The following is a 25,929-nucleotide window of genomic DNA, read 5'->3' on the forward strand; positions in this document are numbered from 1 at the left end:
AAGGTTTTCAAAATGAATTTAAGTTAAAATGGGGGTGATTAAACTTAAAGGGTTAATTTCTGATCAAAATCAAAGTACCTGCACTGAGAAGGTTTTTCTCGTAGAGGCAGCCTGTATGAGGTCTGAGGTGGGGATATCTGATCTTTCTGTTTTGAATAGTACTTCTAAGGTATATTTACCAGGCTTGGTATCCTCGGGCAAAGGAATTTTGAATGACCTTTTGCCCTCAAAATACAGTGCCAATGTCTGTTGCTGTTCTTTGATGATGTTGCCTGAGGCATCTTTGACCACGGCATTGAAGCTTCCAAGATAAGGAGAGTTGCCGGCCACTTTAAATTCTGAATCGACTACAATAGAGAGGGAATCTACTTTGGTTTCTATTTGGCTGAAATCCAGGCCTGTCGATACCGCCCCTGATTTGTAAAACATGGCGATGACCTGTTCAAACTGGAAAGTAACCTGTGTGGCGATTTCAGCGGTATTAGTCTGTCCTACATCTGCTGTCTGTGCATTGGAAAGGACTTTTACACGGGTAAAATAAGTCCCGGCTGCCTTGGTCCTGTCGGGTTTTACCTGCAGCCTTACGGTCTGCTGCTGTCCCGGAGCGAGGATAAATGATCTGGGGAAGGTTCTGACCCTTTCGGTGAGTCCGTATTGACCTTCTTTGATGCTGTCCGTATAGACCATTGACACATTTCCCAATGAATCCGTGGCAGGATAGCCAAACATGAAGCTGATGTTTACCTCTTGGGGGGTTTCTGACCCATTAGAGACAAAGAGTGTTCCGACGCCATTGGCATCCGTAAATACCGTAGTCGGGGCAAGAGAAACCTGAGCATTAGCCTCTAAGACTAAAATAAACAGGATTAGAGAGTAGAATAATTTTTTCATGAGAGTATTGAAAATAACCGGTGGCAATGCTGGATTGCCACCGGTGGGTTGATAGGAATTAGTTATAAGTAGCAGTAAGCTTTACTGTTCCTGTATAAGTTCCGGAAGCTTGTGCAGCACCTGCTTCCACTTTGGCGCCTACGAATACTGTAATTCCGTTTCTAGTGCCAATTGGGTTTGTTGGGAATACATTTGGAGCCGATCCTACTCCTTCACCTACAATTGCTTCGAGTCCTGAAAACCTTACTGCTGTTGAAGCATCACCTGTGCTATATCCAACCATATCAGTACCCTCTTCAGTGAATACGATAGGCAAGTTATTTTCGCCACTGGTTAAATTTGCGATTGGCGCAAAGGTCAAAGTCACATCCGAACCTGCACCGGCAAACACTTTGAATGTTCCGACTTGAACTCCAGATCCACCGACAGCTTCGTTGGTTCCGGTTATGCCTCCGGTAATATCCACTTTCTTGAAAGTACCTTTCATAACACCACCAAGCTCTAAATTATCACCTGCTTCTACAGTGATCTGATCAAAAACTTTAGCGCCAACGGTAATAGTACTGTTTGAAGTCTGTGCATTTGCGGAGAAACCAATTGCTGCGAAAAATGCAACTACGAACGAGATTTTTACTAGATTTTTCATAATTTTTAATTGTTTAAATTGTTTTGTGTGTTTTTAATTGTTTTTGTTTTGTTTGTTTTTTTATTGTGATTTATTTTAAGGGTATTCAATTTTAATTGTAAGGGGCCTGTTATTGGGAATCCCCAGCCAGGCGTGAAGGAAGGAAACCTTCGGGCTGATATTTTTGATCAGCAGATTTCGGTTATCGATGGTCAGCTGATTTGGTCCAGGGAAAAGTTCCCTTGCTGCCGACAAATCCCAACCGCTCTGATTGATATAAAATCCTTTTGGTGATTGGCCCTGATCGGGATCCTGATTTTCTATCGAAACCAAAAAACTGAGGTTTTCCATAGATTCCATCGCTATCCATGTGATAGGAACCGGACCTTGTTCGGTATTTCCTGCCATTCCGCCAAATACTCTTTCACGGGGATCTTCAGAAAATACCATTCCTGCAGGTATGTTGATCCTGATGTTCAGGAATTGGGCCTGTGATGTCGAGCTGCTTCCAAAAGCCAGGACAATAAGGAGAATGAATAATTTCATATTAGTTGTCATAATTTGCGAAATAAACATTCAATAAAACCTCTCCGGTATATTCTCCTGCAGCCACATCACCCACTGGACCAAAAGACCCATAGATGTATAGGTAAGCAGCACCCTTTGGTTTGACGTAATTTTCAAAATCAGGTGTAATCGGAACCGGTGGCGTACTTCCAAGTCTTCGGTTGACTGGAAATGTCACGTTGTTGAATCCTTCGGGGATTTCGACTACATTCTGTTTTCCGATAAATTCATTTTGGGCCTCCTGATTGTTGTAAGCCATTCTGAACGATACCGGGATTGCTCCTTTGTTCGGATCTCCTTCCTTGTACAAATGGGTAGGGGAGTTCAATTCTACCGTCAAGTCATATCCAAGCGGCGCCTCGATTTTGAATACCATGGCTTGCTCATCGAGGAGTCCGATGTCAATTTTTTCAGACCCTGCTACTATCACAGGTCTTTTTGAATTGAAAGAGATTTTTGGATTGACACCTTTCATAGAAGTCAGGATTATGTCCTCGCTTCCTGTCCAGGTACTGAAGCTGATTCTCTGTGCAGAAGCCCGATCTATAGCGCCACAGATTATCATAATGCACAGTGTCATTATTTTCATCATGGAGGCTATATTTTGTTTTTCTGTGGTCATGGGTTCTTTAATTTTTCGATCTCTTCCTGAGATTGGTCCTTTTAATTTCTGCTATATCTGAGTTTGCGCTGGCGCTTGTGTGCAGAAAAGATTTGAAAAGCTACTTTAGATTCTGATACTTTGCGAGATGTTATAGAATGTTGTGAAATACAAAATTTGTTATTCAAAAGTATCTCTGATTTGTTTGAAATACAAATTAATATTTTGAAAATGCATTTAAATGTATATGAAATGCTTTTTTAAGTTGTATTTACTATTTCTCTATGATTTTATGGATATCAGCTGCCTATTTTCCATTTTCTGATAAAAGGTTTGTTTAATAATCAGCCTTTTTTGACCTGCATGAGTCCTTTACGAATTCCTTTTGCTTTTTTAGATATATTCGAACTCCAATACAAATTCGGATAAGTATAATCCCGGAGTAGCCTCACTGACATCCAACTCGGCACCCAGCCATACAAAAATGACTCCATTTGAACTCAGCGTAACCACCGCTTCCCCTGGCGTGAGCAAAAAGCTTATTGCCTGATTATCTTCATATCCGGCACTCAGGGAATATTCTGCGAAGATTTTCCCCAGTCCCTCGTTTTGTTCTTCCAGCATTTCAGTTCTCAGGTAGTTGATTTTTATTTCTGTTCCCGGACTTCCGACGATTTTGAACAAGCCCGCATAGCCTGAGGAAATTGGGGACACGGATATTTTTTGTTCCACGATAGGGGGACTTATAAGGTCTAGATTCCTTATCGAAATCATCTCAAGGTTGTCCATTACTGTAGCAGTGGCTCTGATTGACACATTTGTTGATTGTGCTTGACTGTGCAGGATGGCAAATGGACCAAGGATAAATAGAATCAAAAGGGTTATTTTTCTCATGGGTTATTTCTTTAAGAGTTTTTGGGTAAGTACATTTTCACCTGTAATCACCTGAAGGATATAAATTCCTGCATGCAATCTGTTGCCTGCCGGTGCCCAATCCAATTCATGGATGCCTGATAGATACTCAGCAGCATCAAATTGTCCCACCGTCACGCCATTGGTATCGAAGATTTTGATTTCTGCTTTTGCAGTCACAGGTAGATAGAACCTGATGCGGGTCTGGTCTACGAATGGATTGGGATAGGGTGCGTATAGTTTTGGTAATTCGGGACGATATTCAGGTTCTGTACCTTTACCCTGATACCCGATCACGATGGTAAATGGCCGCTTCGGGCTTTCAGGATTGACCCTGGCATTTGGATTTCCGGATTCAAAAGGACTGGAGAATACCACCGCTTGAGGGCTTTTCATTCCTTGGCCATCGATGCGCAGGTTTGGATTGGATGATGTAGGTGCTTCAAAATTGAAGCTGTATTCTAACACCTTTGTCATGTCGATGGCTTTTTCAGAAATGTGGTCCATCAGGACGACTTTCCGGTTGGATGGCCATTCTGCCGGCAGTTCCCATGTCAGCAAATAATCATCCCCAAAAGGTTTTCCTTCCCAAGCTGCTGCAAGATTGAGAGGGATGGATTTTTCTTCCGTCTCTTCCGGCAGGTTCAGGTGATTGATTGCCAATGGGGTATTTTCTTTTGGAGAGCCATAGGAATATAGCAAAAGCCAGTTATTGCCCAATGATTCCAATTGGTAGGCATCCCATTCGTCTTTTTCATCTTTTCCTTCGGCACTGAATCTCAGGATGGATTCAGCCTCCATCTTGGCACTTGAAACATTAAGTTTGATTTTTAGGGCTTCGGTTTTGGGACTTTCCTCAAGGACTCTTCCAAAAAACGAACTTGTCGCAAAGGACTTGGCCTCGTTGTTCATGGTCAGGACAGGATCCGGGGCATTTGCCTTTATCCAGAATGCCTGGAAGGGGGCAATAAGATTGGTAGGGTCAGATCCTTGAAAGAGCTCAAAGCCTCCGTTGCCGTTGTTCCTATTTTGATTCCATATGTAAATGGTCTGATCGATGTTGGTTTTTTGCCAACCTGCAGCTTTATGAAAATCTATGTAGCTGGCGGTAGGATTGGAGATGAGGTTAAATCCGGCGTCGGTAATGGAAACCTCAGTAAAGTTGTTGTTCTGTGATGTTATTTGGTTATTTCTTTGGGTATAAGAAATGTCAAAGGTGAATCCCCCTGAGTTCAGGTTCAATTCTTGGCCTGTGGTCGCTACGGTCAATGGCAGTACATCCGAATAGGATTCTGAACTCCCTCCGGGAAGTTTTGCACCGCCAAAGACAAATACATAATGTCCTTTGCCCGAGTTTACTTGTTGGCTGATATTGACCGGCTGTCTCCAACCTTGTGCTGTGGTACCTGCGTCGGTTTCATCCCACCAAAGTACATTGGGCTGCAGGTTTGGTCGGGTCGAGCCCGGAAATCCCTGGCTTTCTATTTCTCCAAGAAAATCCTGGTAGGTTGTTTCCCTGACAGGAGCGCCCATCATCCTCCAGCCCCGGGTTCCCGTGAGGTTTTGACGAACCTCCAATCGAGGTGTGCTGATGCCAAGGTTAAAGTATTTGGCTTCGGGTTGAAGGATGATTTTTGAATTATTATTGGTTCTGATATTAGAAAGAAGATCAGCTTGAAGGGTTTTTCCTTCCTTGACAAGTACACTTGAGGAACCATTAAGCTCCAGATCCAAGTCCACGGTAAGTGTCTCATCAAGTTCCAGAGTACCGGTGTTTACCTTCAGATCTACAGCCAACTTCAAAGGCCTGTCCAAGGTGACTGTGGTTGGATTATTTATCACCAAGCCATTGACTACCGCCGGCAGCCCGTTTCCTATCACCTGTGGGGCGGTTCCGTTGTAGATGTATTCGGCTTCTTCACTGAAAGTCCGTGTGCCTGTATTCTGTATTGCCCCGCCCGCAGTGCTGGTGGCTTTTACTCCTTCCGGATGGGCGATGGCAAGGGTGGAACCTTTGTTGATAGCCACAGTACCTGCACCCAAGACCAGACCATTGGAAGGAAGGGTGAGGATGCCTTCATTACCGATGCTTAGCGTGGAGCCTGAATTCAATGTGAGGTTTTTGCCAGAGGCCAACACCAGTTCACCATCTGAAACCACGGTGATTGAACCTGAGACGGAAAGGTCATTTGAAACCGTTACTTTGATGTTTTCGGCTGAAATCACCGCATTGGAATTTGCTGCCGGTTTGGAGTTGATCTTTGCAAACTGCCCATTAGAAAACTGCTGCTCCCAAGTATTTTCATCCTCCCAGTTACCGGAAGTCGCTGCGCGGAATTGATTGACAGGCTGGGGATAAGTGATGTTGATTTTTCCCAGGCCTCCGGCGCCGCCTGAACGGTTATTGTTATCGTCATCCCTACCACCTCCTCCGCCCCCACCAGGAGCAGATCCAGAATTTCCGGTTCCCGCGGTTGTTCTTGCAGCACCCCCTGCACCTCCATTTGCTCCATTTCCACCTGCACCAGTGCTACCTCCAGAACCCGAACCATTTAAACCATTTCCTCCTGCGGTTCTCGTATCGCCTATTGATTCATCGATGCTTCCTGCTGATCCACCCTTCGGAGCACTATTTCCAGATGTCCGGCTTTGTCCTCCAATTCCTCCTTTTGCTCGAACTAGGTCTGAAGTATTAAAGGAAACACGAGAATCTCCTCCATTGCCACCATTCGCAGAAGAAGAACCGGCTGTACCTCCTGTACCGATCGAGATATTTAACACCTGATTTGGTGAAACTTTCAAAACACTCTTGGCATATGCACCCCCACCACCACCGGCACCGACTCTATTACTTCCTTCGCTGACTCCGCCACCGCCACCACCTGCGCCCCATGCCTCTACGGTAATCTCGGTCACTCCCGGAGGAACGGTCCAAGTATTGGTTGGAAAAACGCTTATCTGTAAATTCTCACTTCCCAAAGCCGTAAATGTCAATGTAGAAAAACCCGATGTACTTGCTGTAAGGGTGTTTTGACCTGTTGCAGATCCCAAAGTCCAAGATAACAATGAAGCAATCCCTTCCTCGTTGGTAAGTACTGCAGTAGTCGGCTCAATGCTGCTACCTAAGGATGTCACTGCAAAGCTCACTGATACACCCGAAATCGGATTTCCAAAAATATCCTGAACACGTACGGCAGGGGCAATATCCACCGCTGTACCCACCTGTGTTGCTTGCTGATCACCGGCATACTTGGTAAAGAGGGATGCTGGTGCAGGCGTAATGGTAAAGGTAGAAGTAGTTGCAGAGGTCAATCCCTCTGATTCGGCAAGGATTACCTTATCGGAACCTACGAGATCAATATTCAACCCGCTAAAGGTGGCTACCCCGTTGACGGCATTCAAGGTTATGTTTCCGCGTAGTTCGCCCAAACCCCCGATTAGACTCAAGGTTACAACCTTAGTGGCAGTTGAGACAAGATTGCCTTCTGCATCCCGGATCTGTACGATAGGTTGGGTTGCAAATGCCTGTCCCGCGACTGTATTGCTGCCGGATGGATTCTGAACAAATATCAATTGTGTAGGGATCACGTCTACAGTCAGGATCGCAGGAGAAGTACCGAAGAGGCCTTCTGAACCAGAAGCTGTGATATTGGTACTTACACCTACAGAGGAGGAAGTAGTAAATTGCACCGTCGCAATCCCTTGCGTATTGGTCGTGGAAGTAGCTGAAGAGAAGCTGCCGGTAGTTCCAATTAACTCAGACCAAGTAAGGACCCGTCCTGATTCCGCTACTGCATTTCCATTTTTATCCGCCAATTGGGCAGAGATAGAAATTATACTTCCTGCCCTGGGATTAATGGTACTTGATGTTACTATGTATTGTGAAGGATTGGATCGAATTTCAAATGGAATGCCTGCTGTAAAATCAATGGTATAATTTCCACTGGTCTCGTTTAAAGTCCCCAATGTAATCGGGTAGAAACCCGCAGCTTCTCCCTCATTACGTGACAGTTTTCCTGTCAGCAATGAGTTGGTATCAGAGAATTCAAAACCCGAAGTCTGGAAAGTCAATGTTTCAGGATCGGATTCTCCTACAATTTTAAACTGCCCTGAGTCAGGAGTAATGCTCAAAGTTTTTGGAGTAATGCTGAAATCAGCAGAAGTAAACTCAATAATATAATCAGAGGCAGCCAAATTTCCCTGTGATATTGCATAGGTTCCCACATTTTGACCGGCTGTTCTGGAGAGTGAACCTGTCAGGATGCTTTCATTATCAGCGTCTTGGAAACCTGTAACTGTATAGGTGAGGTCAGGATCGGCCTGCCCGTAAACCTTGGATAGGGGATTGGCCACAACGGTAAGGACTTTCCTTTTGCCTTTGATGGCAATCGTAAACGAGGTAGGGTTTGCACCCCCTGAAGAAAAAGATGAAGGATCCTCTGAACTTGCTGAAGAAAACTTTTGTACTAGGCCCACCTCGAAGTATCTATTACTTTCATTAGAAGTATTTTCTGCAACGATCAGATTTGAAAATCCCGAAGGAATACCGGAAATAGATTGATCGGATTCCCTGAAAGTCAAACCTGCTAAAAAGAGGGCAGGTGATTCACCCCATCCGGGATTTAGATTAGGTGGATTTGTTCCACTGCTTGTTACAGCTACTTGTGGTGTATTCTCCCAATTTGAAATTCTGTAGGAAACCACAGCGATTCTTGATGATCCAGATAATCCAATAGAAAAATTTTCAGAGGATCCTTGGGCTGTTTTGTAATAGACATAAGTTCGGCCACTATTATTTGCATCTACCAAATTATTCCAACCTGAAGGTCCTGATGTCACCGTTCTACTGTCCCGGATCCTGAATGTTACCAAGATCAAATCCCCTGTTTGGATGCCTGTTGGCAATGAAATAGTATGAGAAGAAGTTTCAGAGTTGTTTACGTGGGTCCGTGTTCCTTCAATTACAGGCATTGATGGATCGATTTTTATTTCAAACTGGACCCCTGCTGTAAATTCAAGCGAATAATTTCCGCTGGTTTCGGTTAGACTACCTAAAGTGATGGGATAGTTGCCTAGAGTTTCTCCAGCAGTTCTCGATAATGTGCCTCCCAGGAGCGAAGAGTTATTCGGAGCAATCCATCCTGTAGATTGGAAAGATAAAACCGGATCAACTTCCCCAATGAATTTCGATTGTCCGGCATCAGGAGTAATGGTTACTGTTGCTCTGTTGATCGTAAATGCAAACGGTAAAGAATTGGCACTACCGAAATTGGAATCTGCTACAACTGAAGCGACTACCTGATAGGAACCTGCATTGGTTGGTGGGGTAGCCGAATTGTAAACAGTGCTACCTGTTCCTGAATAAAGAATAGTTTTAGCTCCTGAAGATCCTGTAAACGTAAAATCATTGATTCCGGGGCCTTGTGCTGTGCCGGTAAAGGTGTAAGAATCTGATGTTCCGGATTTAATGGTAACCGTAGATCCAGGCTTAATTTCAAACTGGACCCCTTCAGTCAATGCAAGCAGATAATTTCCGCTGGTTTCAGTTAGATTGCCTAAAGTGATGGGGTAGAAACCGGCAGCTTCTCCGGCAGCTCTGGACAGTGCACCTTGTAGTAAAGTGGCATTATCCAAGCCTAACCAACCTGAAGATTGAAAGGTAAGTACTGGATCTGGGCCACCAATAAATTTCGATTGTCCGGCGTCAGGAGTAATGGTTACTGTTGCTCTGGTGATCGTAAATGCAAACGGTAAAGAATTGGCACTACCGAAGTTGGAATCTGCAGCGACAGAGGCGATTACCTGGTAGGTGCCTGCATTGGTTGGGGGGGTAGCTGAATTGTAAGTCGTCGGCGATACTCCTGTATAAAGAACAGACTTAGTCCCTGCGGAACCCGTAAAGTCAAAATCGCTAACTCCAGGACCCTGAGCGGATCCGGTAAAAGTAAAAGAAGAAGTAGTTCCAGATTTGACAGTGACCGTAGATGCAGGCTGAGTAATGACCAACACATCCGAAGCTGCCAAATATCCCGTGGAAGAAAAATTTACTATATGTGTTCCTGCATTGCCTGTAAAATAAACGGTGACACTTGTATTGCCAACAGGAATAGAAACACTTGTAATCGCTGTTCCACCGGAAGCTGCTGCAAAGAATTGCCCTCCGGTAGCTCCCGAACTTGAAAGGTTGACCGTAGCAGCTGCAGTCGTAGGGCCATTTCGGGTGATCGTATATTCAGCCCGTGTGCCTATGTTGATATCATTGGGACTGGATACTGTGAGAAAGGCTTGATAGCTGATTCTGATTTGGCCATTTGCTCCGGATCCACCGGTTCTAGTGCTGCTAGTTCTCGCCGATCCCGAACCTCCACCTCCGGGGAAACCACCTGCCACACCATTTTGGTTTCCATTGTCAGGAGCGGTTCCACCCGCACCACCATCAGTAGGAGCGGAGCCCCCTGTTCTACCTGATCCATTATTTCCAATTTGAGAAGAACCGGCAGAAGAACCGCCTCCTCCGCCCCTTGTAGTGGTTGAATTGGCCCCATTGCCACCGCTAAACCGGATATCTCCACTGCCCTCAGATGATTGTCCCCCAGAAGTTCCATTAGTGGTATTGTTAGCGACAGAATTCCCTCCTTTTGCAAGCAAAGTGGTGGTATTGACAAACCATGAATCACCACCGGCAGAGGTGGAATTACTTCCCGCTCCTACAGAATAGGAAATTGAAGAGCCTGATGTCACTGAAAGGACAGAAGAGGAATATGCACCCCCACCCCCGCCACCCCCGCCACCGCTGGAGGTTCTGGTTGAACCTCTACCACCGCCGCCCCAGGCTTCGACCCTAAGGAAGGTGACACCAGCAGGAACATTAAAGGAGTCGTTTCCTACGGTGGTTATAGTTTCGGATATTTCAATTCTTTGTTCATTAACTACAATCTGCTGAGCTGCCCAGGTTTCTGATTCTGATGCGGTAGCCGTCTTTGTTCCTGTAGTCCCTGCTGTCGCCTGTACATAAGTTGCCAACATATTTGAGGGCATTCCTTCTGATGTATTCGGCTCATCATAGCGTTCAGTGGTACCCGAAGCCGGTATGTAAGTACCATTTTTTTTATTTGTATAAAATGCAAGAACCAATTGATCGTTTGCTGTCGTGGTAACGGTTGGTGCCACCACCGATGTGGATGAACTTGAAGAGGAAATACCATTTGAAACCGCGATAGGTGAAGTTTGATTAGCACCTGAAATCCTGGAAATCCCAACAGCCCATTTTCCACCTGCTCTAAAGGCATAGGAAGAAGGTTCACTTGAGGTAGCGATTTTCCAATAGGTTGCCATACCCACGTTGCTGCTTTGGTCGGTTCGAAGTATAAGCGTCCATCCGGTTGGTATGCTTAAGGTGGCGCCAGTTCCAGATTCAAACATAATTCCGGCGATAAGCAAATCACCTGTCGTAGTTCCGGTTGGTCTGAGAACTGTTCCGGAACTCGTACCAGAACCAACTGCAGTTGCCGAACTCTGCCATACCGCTTGTCCAAAACCATTTTCTGTACTTACAATAAGCAGAATAGCGACTAAGCCAAAAAAAGTTTTGGACCTGCTAATCAACAAGAATATCAGGCTTGAAAGCCACACGCTGTATTTTGAAATATCTGAACCCATTTGATGTTTAAAAATTTACTTGCGAGTAAAATGTGGGTCAAAACTTGATTTATATTATTTATAAAACAATTTAAATGTATCTAAATGCTTTTTTATGTATTTAAAATGTATTTTCAATCAGTATCAAATTCAATTTCTCTACAGGTTTTTTATTCTATTTCAAAAATCCGACAGAAAGAATATGGGTAAATGTCAGGTAGAACCTAAAAAACAAGGACTAAAAAATACCAAAAATGAAAAAGGTTGATAGAAGAAATAAAGCAAAAGCCCATTTTTTTCCACCAACCTTTTAATCTTTCAATTTTTAATCTTCCAATTACCTCACTCAAACTTCCCCTTCAAATACCCCAAAGCCATGCCGTATGCTTCTTTGGTCAATTCAGGATCATGTTTTGGGTTGGAAGGATTTGAAAATCCATGGACGCCGGGGAAGATCTTATATTCCAGTTCTTTTCCGGCTTTGTTCATCGCACCGGCAAATTCTTCGATGACTGCTTTGGAGATGTATTCTTCAGTAGCAAATAGACCCAAAACATCAGAATTAAGGGTTTTCAATTGCTCCACATCCCGTACCGGCATGCCGTAATAGATGATGGAACCCACGTTTTGTTTGCCTAGTAAAAGTGCGGATTTCAATGACCATCCACCTCCGAAGCACCAGCCTACATTGGCGATTTTAGCATCTTTACCTGCAAAATCCCTAGCACCAAGGACGATAGCCTCCAGTCTTTTTTCGTCAGTTCCCCGCATAAATCCGCCTGCTTCCTGTGGATTGGAAGTTACCTTGCCATCATACATGTCGATGGCGATCACGTTGACATTTCCTCCAAGGTCAGTGTAAAATTTGTCTGATTCGGCTTTGATATTGTCATTGAGACCCCACCATTCCTGGTAGACAAAAAGCCAGTTGTTTGATGGTTTCTTCGCTTTGATCAGATAGCCGTTGGCTTTTTTTCCATCTGCGGTTGGGAAAGTTGTCATTTCACCCAATGGATTAAAGTCAAAAGGAACCGGGGAAGGATGGAAAGCAACGAACTTGGGATCGTCAAGGAACGCGATCATTTCTGAAGGACCGGTGTGGCACATGGTGATTTCGTCAGAAACGATTAGGGTTTCTTTTTCGGATACTTTCCAGCCAATGAGGCCGATAAGGATCAGATTGAGGTAGATGATGATTTTGTACATAGGGTTAGTTTTTGGTTAGAACTGTTTAAAATAGCGATTGTTGGCCTGTCGGTAAAGAGAAAAGATGCCTACTGCAATGAAAGGAAACAGTAGGTTCAAATTTAACCAATTTGAATTTGGAATATGACCAATCAAACCTTTTTCTTTCCGATTACAATCCCGCTTTTGGTTTGGAAAAAGGTCCGTGCTAAATTGAAAAAAATACCTAACAACAGATACTTATGAGAAAATTTTACTTCTTGTGGGCAATAGTAGGTTTGTTGACCTTTACTACTGCCTTTTCCCAAAGCATCCCCACCCCGAAGGAACATTTTGGTTTTGAGATAGGGGAAGACTACAAATTGGCTACCTACACTGCCACAGATGCTTATTTTAGAAAATTGGCTGCCCTTTCGGACCGCGTAAAGTTCGTAGAAATCGGACCGACTGAGGAAGGAAGGCAAATGCCCATGATGATCATCACCTCCCCCGAAAACCACAAGAAATTAGACCGGTATAAAGAGATTTCCCAACTGCTTGCAAGGGCTGAAATCACAGAAGAAGAGGCCAAAAAGTTATCTGTTGAGGGAAAACCTGTGGTTTGGATTGATGGCGGTTTGCACTCTACAGAGACTGTAGGCTCGCATCAGTTGATCCCGACTTACTACGAATTAGTCAGCAGCAATGATCCTGAAATCCTCCGCTTTCTTGACGACCTGATCATTCTGATGGTGCAGGTCAATCCTGACGGACAGGAGATTGTCACCAATTGGTACATGGGTCCTTCTGATGTCAAAAAGAGAAATATGAACAGCCCTTACATGTACCAAAAGTACGTGGGTCATGACAACAACAGGGATTTTTTCATGATGAACATGAAAGAAACCACCAATACTTCACTGCAACAATATGTGGAGTGGCTTCCACAAATCATCTACAACCACCATCAGACCTCGCCAGCAGGAACTGTAGTAGCAGGGCCTCCTTACAGGGATCCTTTCAACCATGTTTTTGATCCTTTGATCATGACAAGCTTGGACGGAGTAGGTGCTGCGATGATCAACAGACTCAATTTGGAAGGAAGACCCGGTTATACCCGTCTTGGTGGATCGGTGTTTTCTTCATGGTGGAACGGTGGCTTGCGTACCACGCCGTATTTTCACAACATGATCGGTATCCTGACAGAAATCACCGGAGGGCCGACACCTTCCGAGATTCTTTTGGTGCCGGACAGATTGATCCCGACCCATGCCACGCCATTTCCAATCGAGCCTCAGGCTTGGAGTTTCAAAAAATCAATCGACTACTCTGTTTCGCTGAACTTTGCGATTTTGGATTTTGCCAGTAGAAATGATGACGCCATCCTTTACAACATCTATAAGATGGGGAAAAACAGCATCGACCGTGGCAATATGGATTATTGGACCAAATATCCAAAGAGGTCTGCGGCTGTGCAGGCTGCCTATGACAAGGCCAAAGAAAAGAAGTCAGCCGACGATCCCGAAATGGCTTTTTATGGTATGAGAAGCGGATTGCCAAAGCAATATTTCGATTCGGTTTTTCAGGATATGGACCTTCGCGATCCAAGAGGATTTATCCTTCCCGCCGATCAGGCTGACTTCCCGACTGCAGTAAGGTTTATCAATGCCTTGATCAAATCCGGTATTTTGGTTCATAAAGCCACCGCTGAATTTACCGTGAATGACAAAAAATATCCAGCAGGTTCTTTTGTGGTCAAGTCTGCTCAGGCATTCCGTCCACACGTTTTGGATATGTTTGAGCCACAGGATCATCCTAATGATTTTGAATTTCCGGGAGGTCCTCCAAAGCGTCCATACGATGCAGCGGGATGGACACTGGCATACCAGATGGGCGTGGAGTTTGACAGGATTATGGAGGGTTTTGATGGGCCATTTGAGAGAATCGCTTATGGTCAGGTCCAAAGTTTTCCTGAGATGAAAGTGCCTTCCGGTTCAGGATTCTTGATTGATGCCAGAGCAAACAATGCCTTTATTGCAGTCAATGATTTGCTAAAATCAGGGGCGGAAGTTTCAAGGACAACTTCAACTGTTTCAGGATTGCCTGCAGGGAGTTTCTACGTTTCTGGTGGTAAGGCTGTATTAGATAAAGCCGCAAAAGAATTTGGGGTAAAGCTTGTCTCAAGTTCAAAACCTGCCGGTGCAGTCAAAATCAAACCTGCAAGAATTGCCTTGTTTGACCATTATGGAGGTTCTATGCCTTCAGGTTGGGTAAGGTGGATGATGGAGCAATACCATTTTCCATTCCAGGTTATTTTCCCACAGGACATTGACAAAGGTGATTTGAAATCCAAATATGATGTCATCTTATTTATCGGTGCAGGCGCACCGGGTACGATCAGAAGCTGGGGTGGCATGCCTAAAGCAGAAGACATCGATGCACAATACCACAAACTCCTTGGCAATGTGACAAAAGACAAGTCAGTACCTGAATTGAAAAAATTCATGGAAGCGGGAGGAAATGTGGTAGCTGTAGGAGCGAGCACTTCACTCGCTTACGATCTTGGATTGCCTGTGACCAATGCCTTGCTTGAAAAACTACCTGATGGAAGAGAAAGACAATTGACCGGTGAAAAATATTACATTCCGGGAAGTATCCTGAAAGCAAATCTTGATTCCTCAGCTCCGGCAAACTGGGGAATGGGAGAATCTGCCAACATGGTATTCAATAATAGCCCGGTATTCAACCTTGCCCCTGATGCACTGATCAAAGGCATCAAACCTTTGGCTTGGTTCGGAACAGAATCACCGCTTATATCCGGTTGGGCTTGGGGACAATCTTACCTGAGAAACGGTGTGGTTGCTTTTGAAGCGCCGATCGGAAAAGGAAAACTGGTAGCTTTCGGACCTGAGATCACTTTCAGGGCGCAGGCACACAATACTTTCAAGTTGTTGTTTAATCAGCTTTATGTGAAATAAATAGATTCCACTTCGTGAAATTCTCTAAAGGGAGATGGTATTTCAGCCATCTCTCTTTTTTTTTTCTATAAGGAATGATTTTACTTTATCGTTTCTATCTTTATTCGATACAAGTCAAGGTCTTTTTTCCAAGAAAATCTCTTCTGAGAAAAGGCCAAATTGCAATTTCAAATTGTTTTAGTTCAAATAATGGTTGACATCTAATGTTAAAATCTGAAAAAAAGCTTTGCATATTCATTCATTTCTTCAAAGACAATTATTTTCCAAAATATGTCAAAGTATATGTAAAAGAGCTATCAGGATATTTTGATGAACTGATTTTGGTCACCAACCAAAGACAGGTCAGCTCGAATGAAAGTGTGCTTTTTCCAAATGTGAGGCTTTTGTTCGTGCCAAATGAAGGTTACGATATGGGGATGTTTCACAAAGCCACCAAAACAATAAACTTGGAGGATTACAGTCAAATAGCCTGTATCAATGATTCCAATATTCTGTTCCAATCTTTGGAACCTGTTTTCAGATGGGGAAATCAGCAGCAATTGGATTTTTGGGGCTTGATCGATTCATATGAAAAACCTTGGTTTTCGACCCATTATGACAACCACCATATTCAGAGTCATTTTTTGGTTTTCAACAAAAAAGCCATTGACCTACTGAACAAGTTTTTTGAATCCATTGAACTTGAAAAACTGCTGAGAGAAAAAGATGTCAAAAAACTCCGTCGTTCTGTCATCAACAATTGGGAGATTGGCTTGACACAGTTTTTTAAAAAGGAAGGTTTAAAAGTGGGGAGTTTTATTGACAGCAAGTCATTCTCAGAAAACAATGGAATCAAAAAAGCGACCAACCTGGGTCATTCTCTCTACTTCAGGCTGATTGAGGAAGGCTATCCGATGATCAAAAAGAAGGTTGTCTTTAATTCCAAATCCCTCAAATTCTTTTTTAGACCACAAATCAAGTGGGATGCCATGATGTTGAAATACGGTAAAAAAGATTGGGATATCGAAGGCTTAGTCAATGACCTAAAAAGAATGAAAATCGAACAGTAAGCTTTCGATTAGAATTATTTCTCTCGAGGCTTTTCATTAAACCGGTTTACTAAGCTAATTTGCTTATGTCTTTTAATTTAAATAGAATTCCCAGACCCATGGCTGACCCTTTGGATTCGAAAATATACATCATGCATTACAAAAAGGGCATGGTTTTGAAAAACGATTCCCTGTACCGGCCTCTCATGTGCGGCAATGCATTGAATCCTGAAAAAGCCTCGGACAACATGACAGGGGATGATTCCGGTGATAATATTTCTGAAAAAAATTCTTTTTACAGCGAATTGACTGGTGCATATTGGGTCTGGAAAAATACCGACCATGAGGTCACAGGCACTTGTCACTACCGGAGATTCTACACTGTCGAGCCCGAACCGCTTTTCTACAAGATCAAGCGTTTTTTTTATTATCCGATTGGATTGGCTGCCAAAAGGTATGGATTGATTTATACCGATGATGTGGATTTTTTCAGTTCAAAAATCTTAAATCAAGAGCAATTGAATGGTCTTCTTAGCCGTTTTGATGTCATATTGCCCCAGGCCCGCAAGTTGAGGTATTCGGTAGAGGAACACTACAGACGCTACCATGATATCCGTGATCTGGAAATTCTCCGTTCTATTCTTGAAGAAAAATGTCCGGAATACCTGCCTGCTTTTGAAGCAGTCCTTCAAGGCAATAGGCTGTATGCCAACAATATGTTTATATTGAAGCGTGAACAATACCAAAAATTCATGCCTTGGTGGTTTGGGATGATGTTTGAATTTGAGAGAAGAATCGATCTTGAAAATTATACCGGATACCAAAAAAGAATCCTTGGCTTTATTGCGGAAAGATTACTCACGGTATGGTTCAAAAAAGAACAATTGAACTGTAAAGAACTCCAACTGATTTATTTCAAAAAGTTCAAAAAAGAATAAAGATTGATCTGTCGGGAATTTGACACAGATGAAAAGTCCAAACTGCGTAATTCAATTCATTAAACTTCAAATATTCATGAAATCCAATTTGATTCCTTCGCTGCTCCTGCTTCTTTCATGGGCTTTTCTCCAATCCTGTAAGCCTGTTTGTGAGGCCCAAAAAATCGTAGACCGATCTATTGAAGCACATGGAGGTAAGTTATTTGAAACAAGCAATATCAGTTTTGATTTCAGAGACCGGCATTATGAAATCTCCAAAAACCCTTCCAAATTTCAATATTTAAGGGAATTCACAGATTCTACAGGCTATGTCCGTGATGTGCTGAATAACTCCGGATTTGTCAGAACAGTCAATGGTGAAGCAGTTACCCTTCCCGAAGACAGGGTCAAGGCCTTTACCAACTCCGTCAATTCTGTGGCTTACTTCACTTTTTTGCCTTATGGCTTGAATGATGAAGCAGTATTCAAAACGTACTTGGGTGAGGTGGAATTGGAAGGAAAAAAGTACCACAAGGTCAAGGTGACATTTTCGGAAGATGGAGGAGGAGAGGACTTTGACGACATCTTTATTTATTGGTTCAATCAGGAAACCAACCTCATCGATTACCTCGCTTATTCTTACCATACTGATGGCGGAGGAGTGAGGTTCCGCAAGGCGATCAGACAGCACAATATTGGAGGTATAGTCCTTCAGGATTATGAAAATTATCAACCGGCGGATAAAAACACCCCAGTGGAAGACATGGAAAACCTGTTTAAAGAAGGGAAACTGGAATTACTTTCTGAAATCATTTTAGAGAATGTGATGGTGGAACTACCCGTTACCAAACAATAGCAAAATGAAAAGACCTCTGATCTTGCTTGTGTTGATTTTGCTGAGTCTGGCCATATGGACTTATCAAAATCAGGCTGCCGAAGAAAATATCGGCATTGTTATCGCCGATAAACACAAGGGAGTATGTTGGGTCGGAAGCAGAAACCCGTTGGAAGGATGGGAATTGGATACTTTGGGGAGTTTTGGTGTGAGCCATATTTCCCAGACACCATTTGGATGGCAGGCAGATCCAAACCTTCCTGAAATCAAATGGGAGGAGCATTCTGATAAAATGTGGTGGGGAGAATCTCTCAAAGGGATGAATACAACCACCACCATTGGCAGGGAAAAGGGCATTGAAAGTATTCTGAAGCCACATCTTTGGGTGAGGGGGAGTTGGCCGGGAACCATCAGCATGAAGACTGAGGAAGACTGGGAAAAATGGTTTGAGCAATACACCGCCTTCATCCTTTATTTTGCACGGTTTGCTGAAGAAAATCAGATCCCGATTTTGTGTATCGGAACAGAATTGGAGATGACAAGTGAGCGGGAGGAGAATTGGAGGAAAGTCATTGAAGAAATCAGATCTGTGTACAAGGGAGAACTCGTATATGCTGCGAATTTTACAGAATATCAACAGATTGAATTTTGGGATGCATTGGATTATATCGGCATACAGGCTTATTTCCCCTTGAGTGACAAGACTAATCCTGATCTTGACGAATTGATTTCTTCTTGGGAAAAGAAAAGTAAAGAAATAGAAAAGACCGTGAGGCAATATCGTAAGCCGGTTATTTTTACAGAAATCGGCTATTGCAACACCGAGGATGCGGCCATCCAACCATGGGTTTGGCCAAATGAAAGAAAGGAAATCCCACTGTCGGAGGAAGTTCAGGCGCTTTGTTATGAGGCTTTCTTTCAGACAGCTTGGAAAAAAGATTGGTTGGCGGGCGTCTATTTTTGGAAATGGTATCCGCAACCCCGTGAACGGGATCCGGATTTTACCCCGCAAAATAAAAAGGCGCAATTGGTGATGAGAAGTTATTTTTCAGAATAAGACCCATAATTTTTGAACAAGAACTAGCAAAATCAGATAGACATGCGGTTAAGAAATCTTGGTCAAAAACTCAAAGGGCTACTGAAACAGGGGCTTACACCCAAGGAACTCGCTTTGAGTATTTCCATCGCAGGGCTGATCGGGGTTTTCCCTATTTACGGAACCACTACTTTTGTGTTGGCATTTTTGGCTTTGAGATTGAGGCTGAACATGCCCATCATGATTGCCGTCAGTTATGTTTTGACGCCGGCCCAAATCTTACTTATTATTCCTTTTGCTAGGGTTGGAGAATTTTTGTTTGGGTTTGAGACTTTGGGAATGGACATGGAAAGTTTGCAAAATGCATATGCCGATGGAATTTTGGAGGTTTTTTCACAGTATTCGGGTAGGTTGGTTTTGGCAGTTGGCGGTTGGATGATTGTAACCATACCCATAGCAGTTTTATTATACGTGATATTGTTTCAGATTTTTAGGGCAATAAATTCGGGCAGGAAAACAGCCGTAAACAACATGAGTTCTGAGATTAAATGATACAGGTTTGAATATTTTCACTCAACCGACAGATACCCAAAAGCACACCCTTTATGGGTCAGGGATTTTTGTGTTTGTATTTCTGATTTTGGCCTTTTGGTTTCCTGATGCTTTCCGGGAAAAGCTTGGTACCTGGACTTTCCATATCCTTGAGGTTTTTGGGATGTTCAATTTGATGGTGGGTTTGGGTTCGGTTTTGATATTGTTGGCCATTGCTTTTTCTCCTTTTGGAAACAGAAAATTGGGAAAGGAAAAACCCGAATATTCCTGGTTTTCTTGGATTGCGATGCTTTACAGCACAGGAATGGGTGCAGGATTGCTTTTGAGGGCGGTTCAGGAACCTGTGTTCTATTATACCCATCCTCCTCGGGAATCAGTGCTTTCACAGGGGGAGTTTGCGCTGCAATACACTTTTTTCCATTGGGGGCTTACCCCTTGGGCATTTTATGGATTGTTCGGATTGGTGATTGCCTATAACCTGTATGAAAAAAATGGGACCATCCTCAGTTCCTCAGTTTTAGAAAAGCGCCTTCAAAAAACCATTTGGGCCACCATGATGGATATCCTAACCATCATCTGCACGCTTTTGGGCGTAGTTGCTGCGGTAGGATTGGGTAGCAGGCAATTGCTGGATGCGGCAGCTTATTGGATGGGCTTGGAAGAAATACCTTCCAACCTTTCCATTTGGCTGGTCCTTTTGGTTTGCGCTGTTGCTACATACTCGGCTTTCTTGGGCTTAAGCCGTGGTATTAAAATCATATCCAATGTCAATATTGGTCTCGCTTCCCTTTTATTGTTCTTTACATGGATAGTCGGAAGTGAATGCATGGTGGTCGGGATGTTTTTCAAGTCACTCGGAATCTATTTGTTGGAATTCGTCCCCATGAGTCTCAATATCGGAGATCAAAAAGTTTCGCATTCCTTTCTTACAGATTGGACATTTTTCTATTGGGCATTTTGGTTGGCTTGGGCACCGTTTACAGGCGTGTTTATGGCAAGGATTTCCAAAGGAAGGACCATCCGTCAATTCATTACCGGAACATTGATTGTGCCGGCTTTGGGTACTTTCATTTGGTTTACAGTTTTTGGTTCCAATTCTTTTGGATTGATCGAAAGCGGCAATACCACTGCCGAAAGCTTCGGTTCCATTTACAGTGCCCTGTTCAATTTCTTTTCTCTTTTCCCCTATTCCTCATTCAGTAATACCGTTTCTACGATTTTGATTTTCACATTTCTCATTACATCTGTGGACTCAGCCATTTTTGTGTTGAGCATGTTTACAGACGACGGAAAGGCGGAGCCAATGAGAAGGTACAGGATGTTTTGGGGTGTCAGCATTGCCATGTTCACTATTGTGGTGATTTTGATGGGCAAAGAAAGTCTGCTTCAATCTGCCAGTCAGTTGCTTATCATTTTTGCGCTGCCGTTCAGTTTTCTTTTTGTCGGAATGGTTTTTTATTTTCTGAATTCTGTGATTTTAAAAAAGAATAAGCAACGTTAGTTTTTTGTGTGACAAAAGTCATAAGAATGTAGGTGTGGTTTGATTTAAATTTAATCCAATGAAAACCGCTTTAAAATTGATTGCTGTCTGCGCCATTTGCCTGTCAATAATTTTTGGTTTGGTTTTATTGTTTCACTCCTAAACACACAAAAATCATGAAAAAGAACATGGGAACCACGGATAGAATCATCCGTACAATCATTGCCCTGATTGCGGCTTACTTATATTTTGGCGGAATTGTGACCGGCACCTTGGGGATTGTCCTTGTCGTTGTTGCAGCTGTTTTCTTATTGACCAGCCTTGTAAGTTTTTGCCCGCTTTATTCTATTGTAGGACTCAATACCTGCTCCGTTAAGAAATAAAACTCTGTACTTTGTATTCATTGAAAGCAATCCTTTTTTGGGTTGCTTTTTTTAATATGTATGTACACAATTATGCCAGTAGATTGGATATCCATTTAAATTTTTGTCTGCAGACTGAAATATCCGGTACATCGGTCTTCCGACTTCCGTCTTCTGTCCCCATGAAGAAGAATTTAGGGTTACTGGCAAAGAAGCGTATATCCATGTTTTTTATTTTTCAAATTTTACACGAGGATCTTTTTCAAATAGGAATAAACCTTAAATTCAAATTTTTATAGATAAATACCAAAAACCCATTTCCGCATGAACAATAACCGCAGAGATTTCCTCAGGCTTGCAGGCCTCGGATTAGTAGGTTCGGCTTTGCCAAATTTTGCACAAGCCGAAACCCCTGAGCAAGTGCTTTTTCAAAGCCTACGAACCCATTCCCAGCATTTCAATATGTCAGGATACGCAGCCCCAAAACTTCCAACAGTCCGGATAGGGATTGTTGGTTTAGGTCAAAGAGGACCTGGCGCTGTAGATCGTCTGAGCAAAATCGAAGGTGTTGAAATCAAAGCCCTTTGTGACTTGATGCCTGATAGGGTGGACAAAATGAAAAAAGAGTTGGAAGGTACCAAGCATAAGCCTGAAGGATATTCCGGATCCGCCTATGCCTGGAAAAAAATGGTAGACAGACAGGATTTGGACCTGATTTATATTGCTACCCCATGGGAATGGCATACTCCGATGGCTGTCTACGCCATGGAAGCGGGCAAGCATGCCGCCGTGGAAGTTCCTGCAGCAAGGACTTTGGAGGAATGCTGGCAGTTGGTAGAAACTTCCGAGCGCACCAAAAAACATTGCATGCAATTGGAAAACTGCTGCTATGACTTTTTTGAATTGATGACACTTAGCATGAAAAGAGACGGGTTCTTTGGAGAAATTATCCATACCGAAGGAGCGTATATCCATGATTTGCTTTGGCTGAATTTTATGAAAACAAGCGATGGCGGCTATCAGGATATGTGGAGGCTCAAGGAAAATTACCGTGATGGAAACCTTTACGCAACGCATGGGCTTGGTCCTGTTTGTCAAATCATGGACATCAATAGAGGAGACCAAATGAATTACCTGACCTCATTGTCAAGTGCGGATTTTCATATGGGTGCCAAAGCCAAAGAATTGGCTGAAACAGATGATTTCTTTGCGCCTTTTGCAGAAAAGAAATTTGGGGGAAATATGAATACCACCATCATCAAAACCCAAAAAGGACGCTCCATCATGATCCAACATGACGTGACTTCACCGAGACCTTATTCCCGTCTGCATACAGTCAGCGGAACCAAAGCCTACGCACAAAAATATCCGGAACCAAAAGTTGCACAAGGGCACAGCTGGATGAAGGCAGAAGAAATGAAAGCTTTGGAAGAAAAATATACTCCAGAAATCGTCAAGAAGGTAGGGGAATTGGCCAAGCAGATCGGAGGACATGGAGGCATGGACTTTATGATGGATTGGAGATTGATTGACTGCCTGAGAAATGGGCTTCCTCTGGATCAGGATGTGTACGATGCAGCGCTTTGGTCGGCTGTTTCGCCTTTGAGCGAATGGTCGGTAGCCCACCGTTCCAACTCCATCGATGTTCCGGATTTTACTGGAGGAAGCTGGAAATCAAATAAACCTGTTGACATCACCCTCAAAGGCGGCGGAACAACCAAGGTGATTGTGTGATTTTCTAAAGACCTTTGAGGTTCTCTGACTTGACCTTTGAGGTTTTTTTTGAACCTCGAAGGTCTTTTCATTTTATTTACCACATAGACAAATAGAAAACATAGTTTCTTCAGTGATATTTATTTAACCATCTATAATTTTTTCAACGCCGTTATTTCAGCATAAACAAATTCTGTCTTTGCTTGATCATTAAAATTCACAAAAATAATCCCTTGATCTTTTGTACTTATCTTCACAAAAGGGCCATTTTCAGCATGTAGGAGTAAGCGGCATCTTCCTAGGTCTTCAATACTGAAAAACCCCTTTCTGATTGGTCCTAATCCTAGGCCATTTGTTCGAGCTTTGATAATAGGCATTTTATCAATTAGAGTCACTGACTCTATTTCAGAAACCTTGACTTCGGTACCATATTTTCCGGTAAACTTCACGAAATCATTATTAATCTCGTACCTCGTTGGAATCAAGCCATAACCAATCATCACCATAACCAAAACCACAACCACTACAGTGAACACATTTTTCAATTTGGTTTTTACCAATTTCTCTTCATTTTGGTCGAATTTTTTAGCCCTAAAAACCAATAAAATCACACCTGTCAAGATCACGACAGGAATAAAATACTCCGCCAAATCATTCAGTTCAGCCCAATTCAAGCCATTATACCCAATGATCACAACCAAGCCTATCAAAATAAACCCATTCCTTATAAAAGTAGATAAGCCCACGATATCAACATTTGCCTTTTGTTTTTGGGACATTTTGTTATAACCTGCGATCAAATTGGGAAAAGCTTTCACCAAAAAGCCAATCCCTATTAAAAACAATCCAATATATAGTGCTGCCATTTTTAAAATTGATTAAGTTAAAAGATTAAGTATTTAGATATGTTGCTTAATATCACCATTGATAAAATCATTACTGTGATGAATGCCCATATGAGTTTCGGACCTTTCAGATTTGCTGAAACTTTGAAAGCATTATACATCAGTATCACCATCCAAACTGTCAACAATGCTGAAACAAACATTAATGAAATCGCCATGACTTTCTGAATCATTGAAATCTCAACAGGCTCACCAGATTGCAGATATTTCCAAAGCAAATGATTCCCAAAAGCGTCCATAGACTCCGAAAACCCTGTCAATGCCATAAATAAGTAAGGAAACCTAGCCAAGGCTTGAGTACCAAAAATATCTATGATCCGAATTTTTGATTTCGACAATATTATGGAGGCTAAGTAAAACAATGTAGAAACTACAAACCAATTCAGAAAATTCTGGATAATAGAATTGAAAAAAGACCTGTCAGCGCCGATTTTGACAGAGATAACATCTGGGAAATAAGTTTGGCTAAAATAGCCTAAAATGGATGTTGCCAGAATGAAAGCAAGGCCCAAAATCAAAGATCTCATCCCAGCGACATACTTAAAAGGGTTGAATACTTTTTCAAACATCTTGGTCCAGGCTTTCAAGTTTATGGATTAAATCATCAAGCATATTTCTTACAGTAGGATAGCTTAGGTTAAGCTTGGATGCCATGATCTTCAAACTCCCACTACAACGAATAAAATCCAAAATGAAGTCTAGGTCCTTTTTTTCTAACCTTAATAATACAGGCAGATTGAATTGGCCTGATATCGTAGTATCACAGCTATCGCAATACAGGCTTTTTACCTTCAAGTCTGTGCTACAACTAGGACAAATTATTGGAAGTTTTTTATTCACTTGTTAAATTTTATTTAACAATAATAGTAAAAAAATGAATTTAATTAAAATGATATTAAATATTATTTAAATATAATTCAATATAAATTTATAATGTAATAAATCATTTATTCCATCAATTGAAAAGACCATGTGCCATGACACAAAAAAAATGAGTTGCTGAGGGGGGGTAATGGTTGGAAGTGCCGATCTTTAAGGTCTCTTATTTAATAAACCTTCGAGGTCCTTAAATCGCGGTAGGTGAGACCTCAAAGGTTTTCGGACCAGACCTTTGAGGTTTTTTTGAACCTCGAAGGTCTTTGCATTTAATTTGCCACATAGACAGATAGAGCGAAAAGTTTTTCTTTTCAACCACTTTTGAAAGCGAAATAGGGATTAGTTATCCTATGTGCTCTATATGAACTATGCGGTAAAAAAAGTTTTACAAATCCTCAAAAGCAGGTTTGATGTTCGCCCAAAAAGCATCCAAAGCGATGATTCTTGGCTTCAAAAAACTAATGATCGCCGGCCAATCATTTTGGTCAAATACATTCAACCCAATTTTGACTTTTTGGATGCGGGAAACCACTTTTCCCAAATCATCAAATTGGTGCAGTTTCCAATCCCACGGTTCTACAAGTTCAGCTTCCAGCAGTTTGCGGAATTCCACAAATTGCTCAAAGTAAAGCTGCTGCAGTTCATAGTCTTTGTGGCAGATTTCAATACCGATGGAAATGAAATCCCGCTCGGTTTTCATGCGGAAATAGACATCTTTCACCCCGGTTTTATAATTCTGCCAATTGATCCGATATCCTTGGGCAGAAGGTACGGGCTTCATGTATTGGCCAAAAGTAGTCCAAAAATCCTGTCTGATTTTTGAGGATTCGGCAGCAGAGTACATCGGGG

The 25,929-nt window shown here is 42.6% G+C and carries 20 protein-coding genes; 9 read left to right on the top strand and 11 right to left on the bottom strand.

The features are described from left to right. Nucleotides 1-69 precede the first annotated feature (69 nt). From MMU05_RS02600 to MMU05_RS02630, 7 genes are all read right to left on the bottom strand, one after another. The gene (locus MMU05_RS02600) at nucleotides 70-891 is read right to left on the bottom strand and encodes a fimbrial biogenesis chaperone (RefSeq protein WP_241140107.1); all 822 of its coding nucleotides are present in this window, start codon (nucleotides 889-891) and stop codon (nucleotides 70-72) included. A gap of 58 nt (nucleotides 892-949) precedes the next feature. Further along, the gene (locus MMU05_RS02605) at nucleotides 950-1,537 is read right to left on the bottom strand and encodes a hypothetical protein (protein ID WP_241140108.1); all 588 of its coding nucleotides are present in this window, start codon (nucleotides 1,535-1,537) and stop codon (nucleotides 950-952) included. Nucleotides 1,538-1,612: 75 nt separating this feature from the next. Continuing rightward, a complete protein-coding gene (locus tag MMU05_RS02610) occupies nucleotides 1,613-2,062 on the bottom strand; it encodes a hypothetical protein (protein WP_241140109.1) in 450 nt (149 codons plus the stop codon). A gap of 1 nt (nucleotide 2,063) precedes the next feature. Beyond that, a complete protein-coding gene (locus MMU05_RS02615) occupies nucleotides 2,064-2,705 on the bottom strand; it encodes a hypothetical protein (RefSeq protein WP_241140110.1) in 642 nt (213 codons plus the stop codon). A 372-nt stretch (nucleotides 2,706-3,077) separates the two neighbouring features. Next, entirely contained in the window at nucleotides 3,078-3,578 is a 501-nt protein-coding gene (locus MMU05_RS02620) for a hypothetical protein (protein WP_241140111.1), read from the bottom strand. Nucleotides 3,579-3,581: 3 nt separating this feature from the next. Then, nucleotides 3,582-11,255 (bottom strand): MBG domain-containing protein, encoded by a 7,674-nt coding sequence (locus MMU05_RS02625; RefSeq protein ID WP_241140112.1) that lies wholly within the window; start codon nucleotides 11,253-11,255, stop codon nucleotides 3,582-3,584. Nucleotides 11,256-11,576: 321 nt separating this feature from the next. Beyond that, on the bottom strand, nucleotides 11,577-12,440 hold the full coding sequence (locus MMU05_RS02630) for a dienelactone hydrolase family protein (protein ID WP_241140113.1): 864 nt from the start codon (nucleotides 12,438-12,440) through the stop codon (nucleotides 11,577-11,579). Nucleotides 12,441-12,661: 221 nt separating this feature from the next. Here MMU05_RS02630 and MMU05_RS02635 point away from each other — a divergent pair, with 221 nt between their 5' ends. The 9 genes from MMU05_RS02635 (at nucleotide 12,662) to MMU05_RS02675 (ending at nucleotide 23,320) form a co-directional block, all read left to right on the top strand. Beyond that, nucleotides 12,662-15,376, top strand: a complete 2,715-nt coding sequence (locus MMU05_RS02635; protein ID WP_241140114.1) for a M14 family metallopeptidase — start codon at nucleotides 12,662-12,664, stop codon at nucleotides 15,374-15,376. Between the two features lie 203 nt (nucleotides 15,377-15,579). Then, nucleotides 15,580-16,425 carry a rhamnan synthesis F family protein gene (locus tag MMU05_RS02640; RefSeq protein WP_241140115.1) on the top strand — a complete coding sequence of 282 codons (846 nt, stop codon included), beginning with the start codon at nucleotides 15,580-15,582 and terminating at the stop codon, nucleotides 16,423-16,425. Between the two features lie 131 nt (nucleotides 16,426-16,556). Beyond that, nucleotides 16,557-17,342, top strand: a complete 786-nt coding sequence (locus MMU05_RS02645) for a DUF4422 domain-containing protein (protein ID WP_241140116.1) — start codon at nucleotides 16,557-16,559, stop codon at nucleotides 17,340-17,342. 76 nt (nucleotides 17,343-17,418) lie between these two features. After that, nucleotides 17,419-18,177 carry a DUF6503 family protein gene (locus tag MMU05_RS02650; RefSeq protein ID WP_241140117.1) on the top strand — a complete coding sequence of 253 codons (759 nt, stop codon included), beginning with the start codon at nucleotides 17,419-17,421 and terminating at the stop codon, nucleotides 18,175-18,177. Nucleotides 18,178-18,181: 4 nt separating this feature from the next. Beyond that, on the top strand, nucleotides 18,182-19,213 hold the full coding sequence (locus MMU05_RS02655) for a glycoside hydrolase family 113 (RefSeq protein WP_241140118.1): 1,032 nt from the start codon (nucleotides 18,182-18,184) through the stop codon (nucleotides 19,211-19,213). Nucleotides 19,214-19,255: 42 nt separating this feature from the next. Further along, a complete protein-coding gene (locus MMU05_RS02660) occupies nucleotides 19,256-19,744 on the top strand; it encodes a DUF2062 domain-containing protein (RefSeq protein ID WP_241140119.1) in 489 nt (162 codons plus the stop codon). 7 nt (nucleotides 19,745-19,751) lie between these two features. Further along, nucleotides 19,752-21,245: a BCCT family transporter gene (locus tag MMU05_RS02665; RefSeq protein ID WP_241140120.1), complete on the top strand. Its 1,494-nt coding sequence runs from the start codon at nucleotides 19,752-19,754 to the stop codon at nucleotides 21,243-21,245. A 155-nt stretch (nucleotides 21,246-21,400) separates the two neighbouring features. Beyond that, entirely contained in the window at nucleotides 21,401-21,607 is a 207-nt protein-coding gene (locus MMU05_RS02670; protein WP_241140121.1) for a YgaP family membrane protein, read from the top strand. A 303-nt stretch (nucleotides 21,608-21,910) separates the two neighbouring features. Then, the gene (locus MMU05_RS02675) at nucleotides 21,911-23,320 is read left to right on the top strand and encodes a Gfo/Idh/MocA family protein (protein ID WP_241140122.1); all 1,410 of its coding nucleotides are present in this window, start codon (nucleotides 21,911-21,913) and stop codon (nucleotides 23,318-23,320) included. A gap of 131 nt (nucleotides 23,321-23,451) precedes the next feature. Here MMU05_RS02675 and MMU05_RS02680 read toward each other — a convergent pair whose 3' ends face one another. From MMU05_RS02680 to MMU05_RS02695, 4 genes are all read right to left on the bottom strand, one after another. Continuing rightward, nucleotides 23,452-24,165 carry a DUF3784 domain-containing protein gene (locus tag MMU05_RS02680; protein ID WP_241140123.1) on the bottom strand — a complete coding sequence of 238 codons (714 nt, stop codon included), beginning with the start codon at nucleotides 24,163-24,165 and terminating at the stop codon, nucleotides 23,452-23,454. Nucleotides 24,166-24,182: 17 nt separating this feature from the next. Further along, nucleotides 24,183-24,773, bottom strand: coding sequence for a hypothetical protein (locus MMU05_RS02685; RefSeq protein WP_241140124.1), 591 nt, complete (start codon nucleotides 24,771-24,773; stop codon nucleotides 24,183-24,185). After that, nucleotides 24,766-25,044 (bottom strand): DUF2089 family protein, encoded by a 279-nt coding sequence (locus tag MMU05_RS02690; RefSeq protein ID WP_241140125.1) that lies wholly within the window; start codon nucleotides 25,042-25,044, stop codon nucleotides 24,766-24,768. Before MMU05_RS02690 ends, MMU05_RS02685 begins: the two co-directional genes overlap by 8 nt. A 421-nt stretch (nucleotides 25,045-25,465) precedes the next feature. Further along, nucleotides 25,466-25,924: a DUF4268 domain-containing protein gene (locus MMU05_RS02695; RefSeq protein WP_241140126.1), complete on the bottom strand. Its 459-nt coding sequence runs from the start codon at nucleotides 25,922-25,924 to the stop codon at nucleotides 25,466-25,468. Between the last annotated feature and the right edge of the window lie 5 nt (nucleotides 25,925-25,929).

The sequence above is a fragment of the Cognataquiflexum rubidum genome, assembly GCF_022538115.1.
GTDB lineage: Bacteria > Bacteroidota > Bacteroidia > Cytophagales > Cyclobacteriaceae > Cognataquiflexum > Cognataquiflexum rubidum.

What these genes read in the sequence shown, in the direction of transcription:
- MMU05_RS02620 (WP_241140111.1), bottom strand. Translation starts at nt 3,578, where the DNA reads ATGAGAAAAATAACCCTTTTGATTCTATTTATCCTTGGTCCATTTGCC.
- MMU05_RS02640 (WP_241140115.1), top strand. Translation starts at nt 15,580, where the DNA reads ATGTTAAAATCTGAAAAAAAGCTTTGCATATTCATTCATTTCTTCAAA.
- MMU05_RS02645 (WP_241140116.1), top strand. Translation starts at nt 16,557, where the DNA reads ATGCATTACAAAAAGGGCATGGTTTTGAAAAACGATTCCCTGTACCGG.
- MMU05_RS02650 (WP_241140117.1), top strand. Translation starts at nt 17,419, where the DNA reads ATGAAATCCAATTTGATTCCTTCGCTGCTCCTGCTTCTTTCATGGGCT.
- MMU05_RS02625 (WP_241140112.1), bottom strand. Translation starts at nt 11,255, where the DNA reads ATGGGTTCAGATATTTCAAAATACAGCGTGTGGCTTTCAAGCCTGATA.
- MMU05_RS02610 (WP_241140109.1), bottom strand. Translation starts at nt 2,062, where the DNA reads ATGAAATTATTCATTCTCCTTATTGTCCTGGCTTTTGGAAGCAGCTCG.
- MMU05_RS02685 (WP_241140124.1), bottom strand. Translation starts at nt 24,773, where the DNA reads ATGTTTGAAAAAGTATTCAACCCTTTTAAGTATGTCGCTGGGATGAGA.
- MMU05_RS02680 (WP_241140123.1), bottom strand. Translation starts at nt 24,165, where the DNA reads ATGGCAGCACTATATATTGGATTGTTTTTAATAGGGATTGGCTTTTTG.
- MMU05_RS02615 (WP_241140110.1), bottom strand. Translation starts at nt 2,705, where the DNA reads ATGACCACAGAAAAACAAAATATAGCCTCCATGATGAAAATAATGACA.
- MMU05_RS02695 (WP_241140126.1), bottom strand. Translation starts at nt 25,924, where the DNA reads ATGTACTCTGCTGCCGAATCCTCAAAAATCAGACAGGATTTTTGGACT.
- MMU05_RS02635 (WP_241140114.1), top strand. Translation starts at nt 12,662, where the DNA reads ATGAGAAAATTTTACTTCTTGTGGGCAATAGTAGGTTTGTTGACCTTT.
- MMU05_RS02660 (WP_241140119.1), top strand. Translation starts at nt 19,256, where the DNA reads ATGCGGTTAAGAAATCTTGGTCAAAAACTCAAAGGGCTACTGAAACAG.
- MMU05_RS02600 (WP_241140107.1), bottom strand. Translation starts at nt 891, where the DNA reads ATGAAAAAATTATTCTACTCTCTAATCCTGTTTATTTTAGTCTTAGAG.
- MMU05_RS02655 (WP_241140118.1), top strand. Translation starts at nt 18,182, where the DNA reads ATGAAAAGACCTCTGATCTTGCTTGTGTTGATTTTGCTGAGTCTGGCC.
- MMU05_RS02630 (WP_241140113.1), bottom strand. Translation starts at nt 12,440, where the DNA reads ATGTACAAAATCATCATCTACCTCAATCTGATCCTTATCGGCCTCATT.
- MMU05_RS02605 (WP_241140108.1), bottom strand. Translation starts at nt 1,537, where the DNA reads ATGAAAAATCTAGTAAAAATCTCGTTCGTAGTTGCATTTTTCGCAGCA.
- MMU05_RS02675 (WP_241140122.1), top strand. Translation starts at nt 21,911, where the DNA reads ATGAACAATAACCGCAGAGATTTCCTCAGGCTTGCAGGCCTCGGATTA.
- MMU05_RS02670 (WP_241140121.1), top strand. Translation starts at nt 21,401, where the DNA reads ATGAAAAAGAACATGGGAACCACGGATAGAATCATCCGTACAATCATT.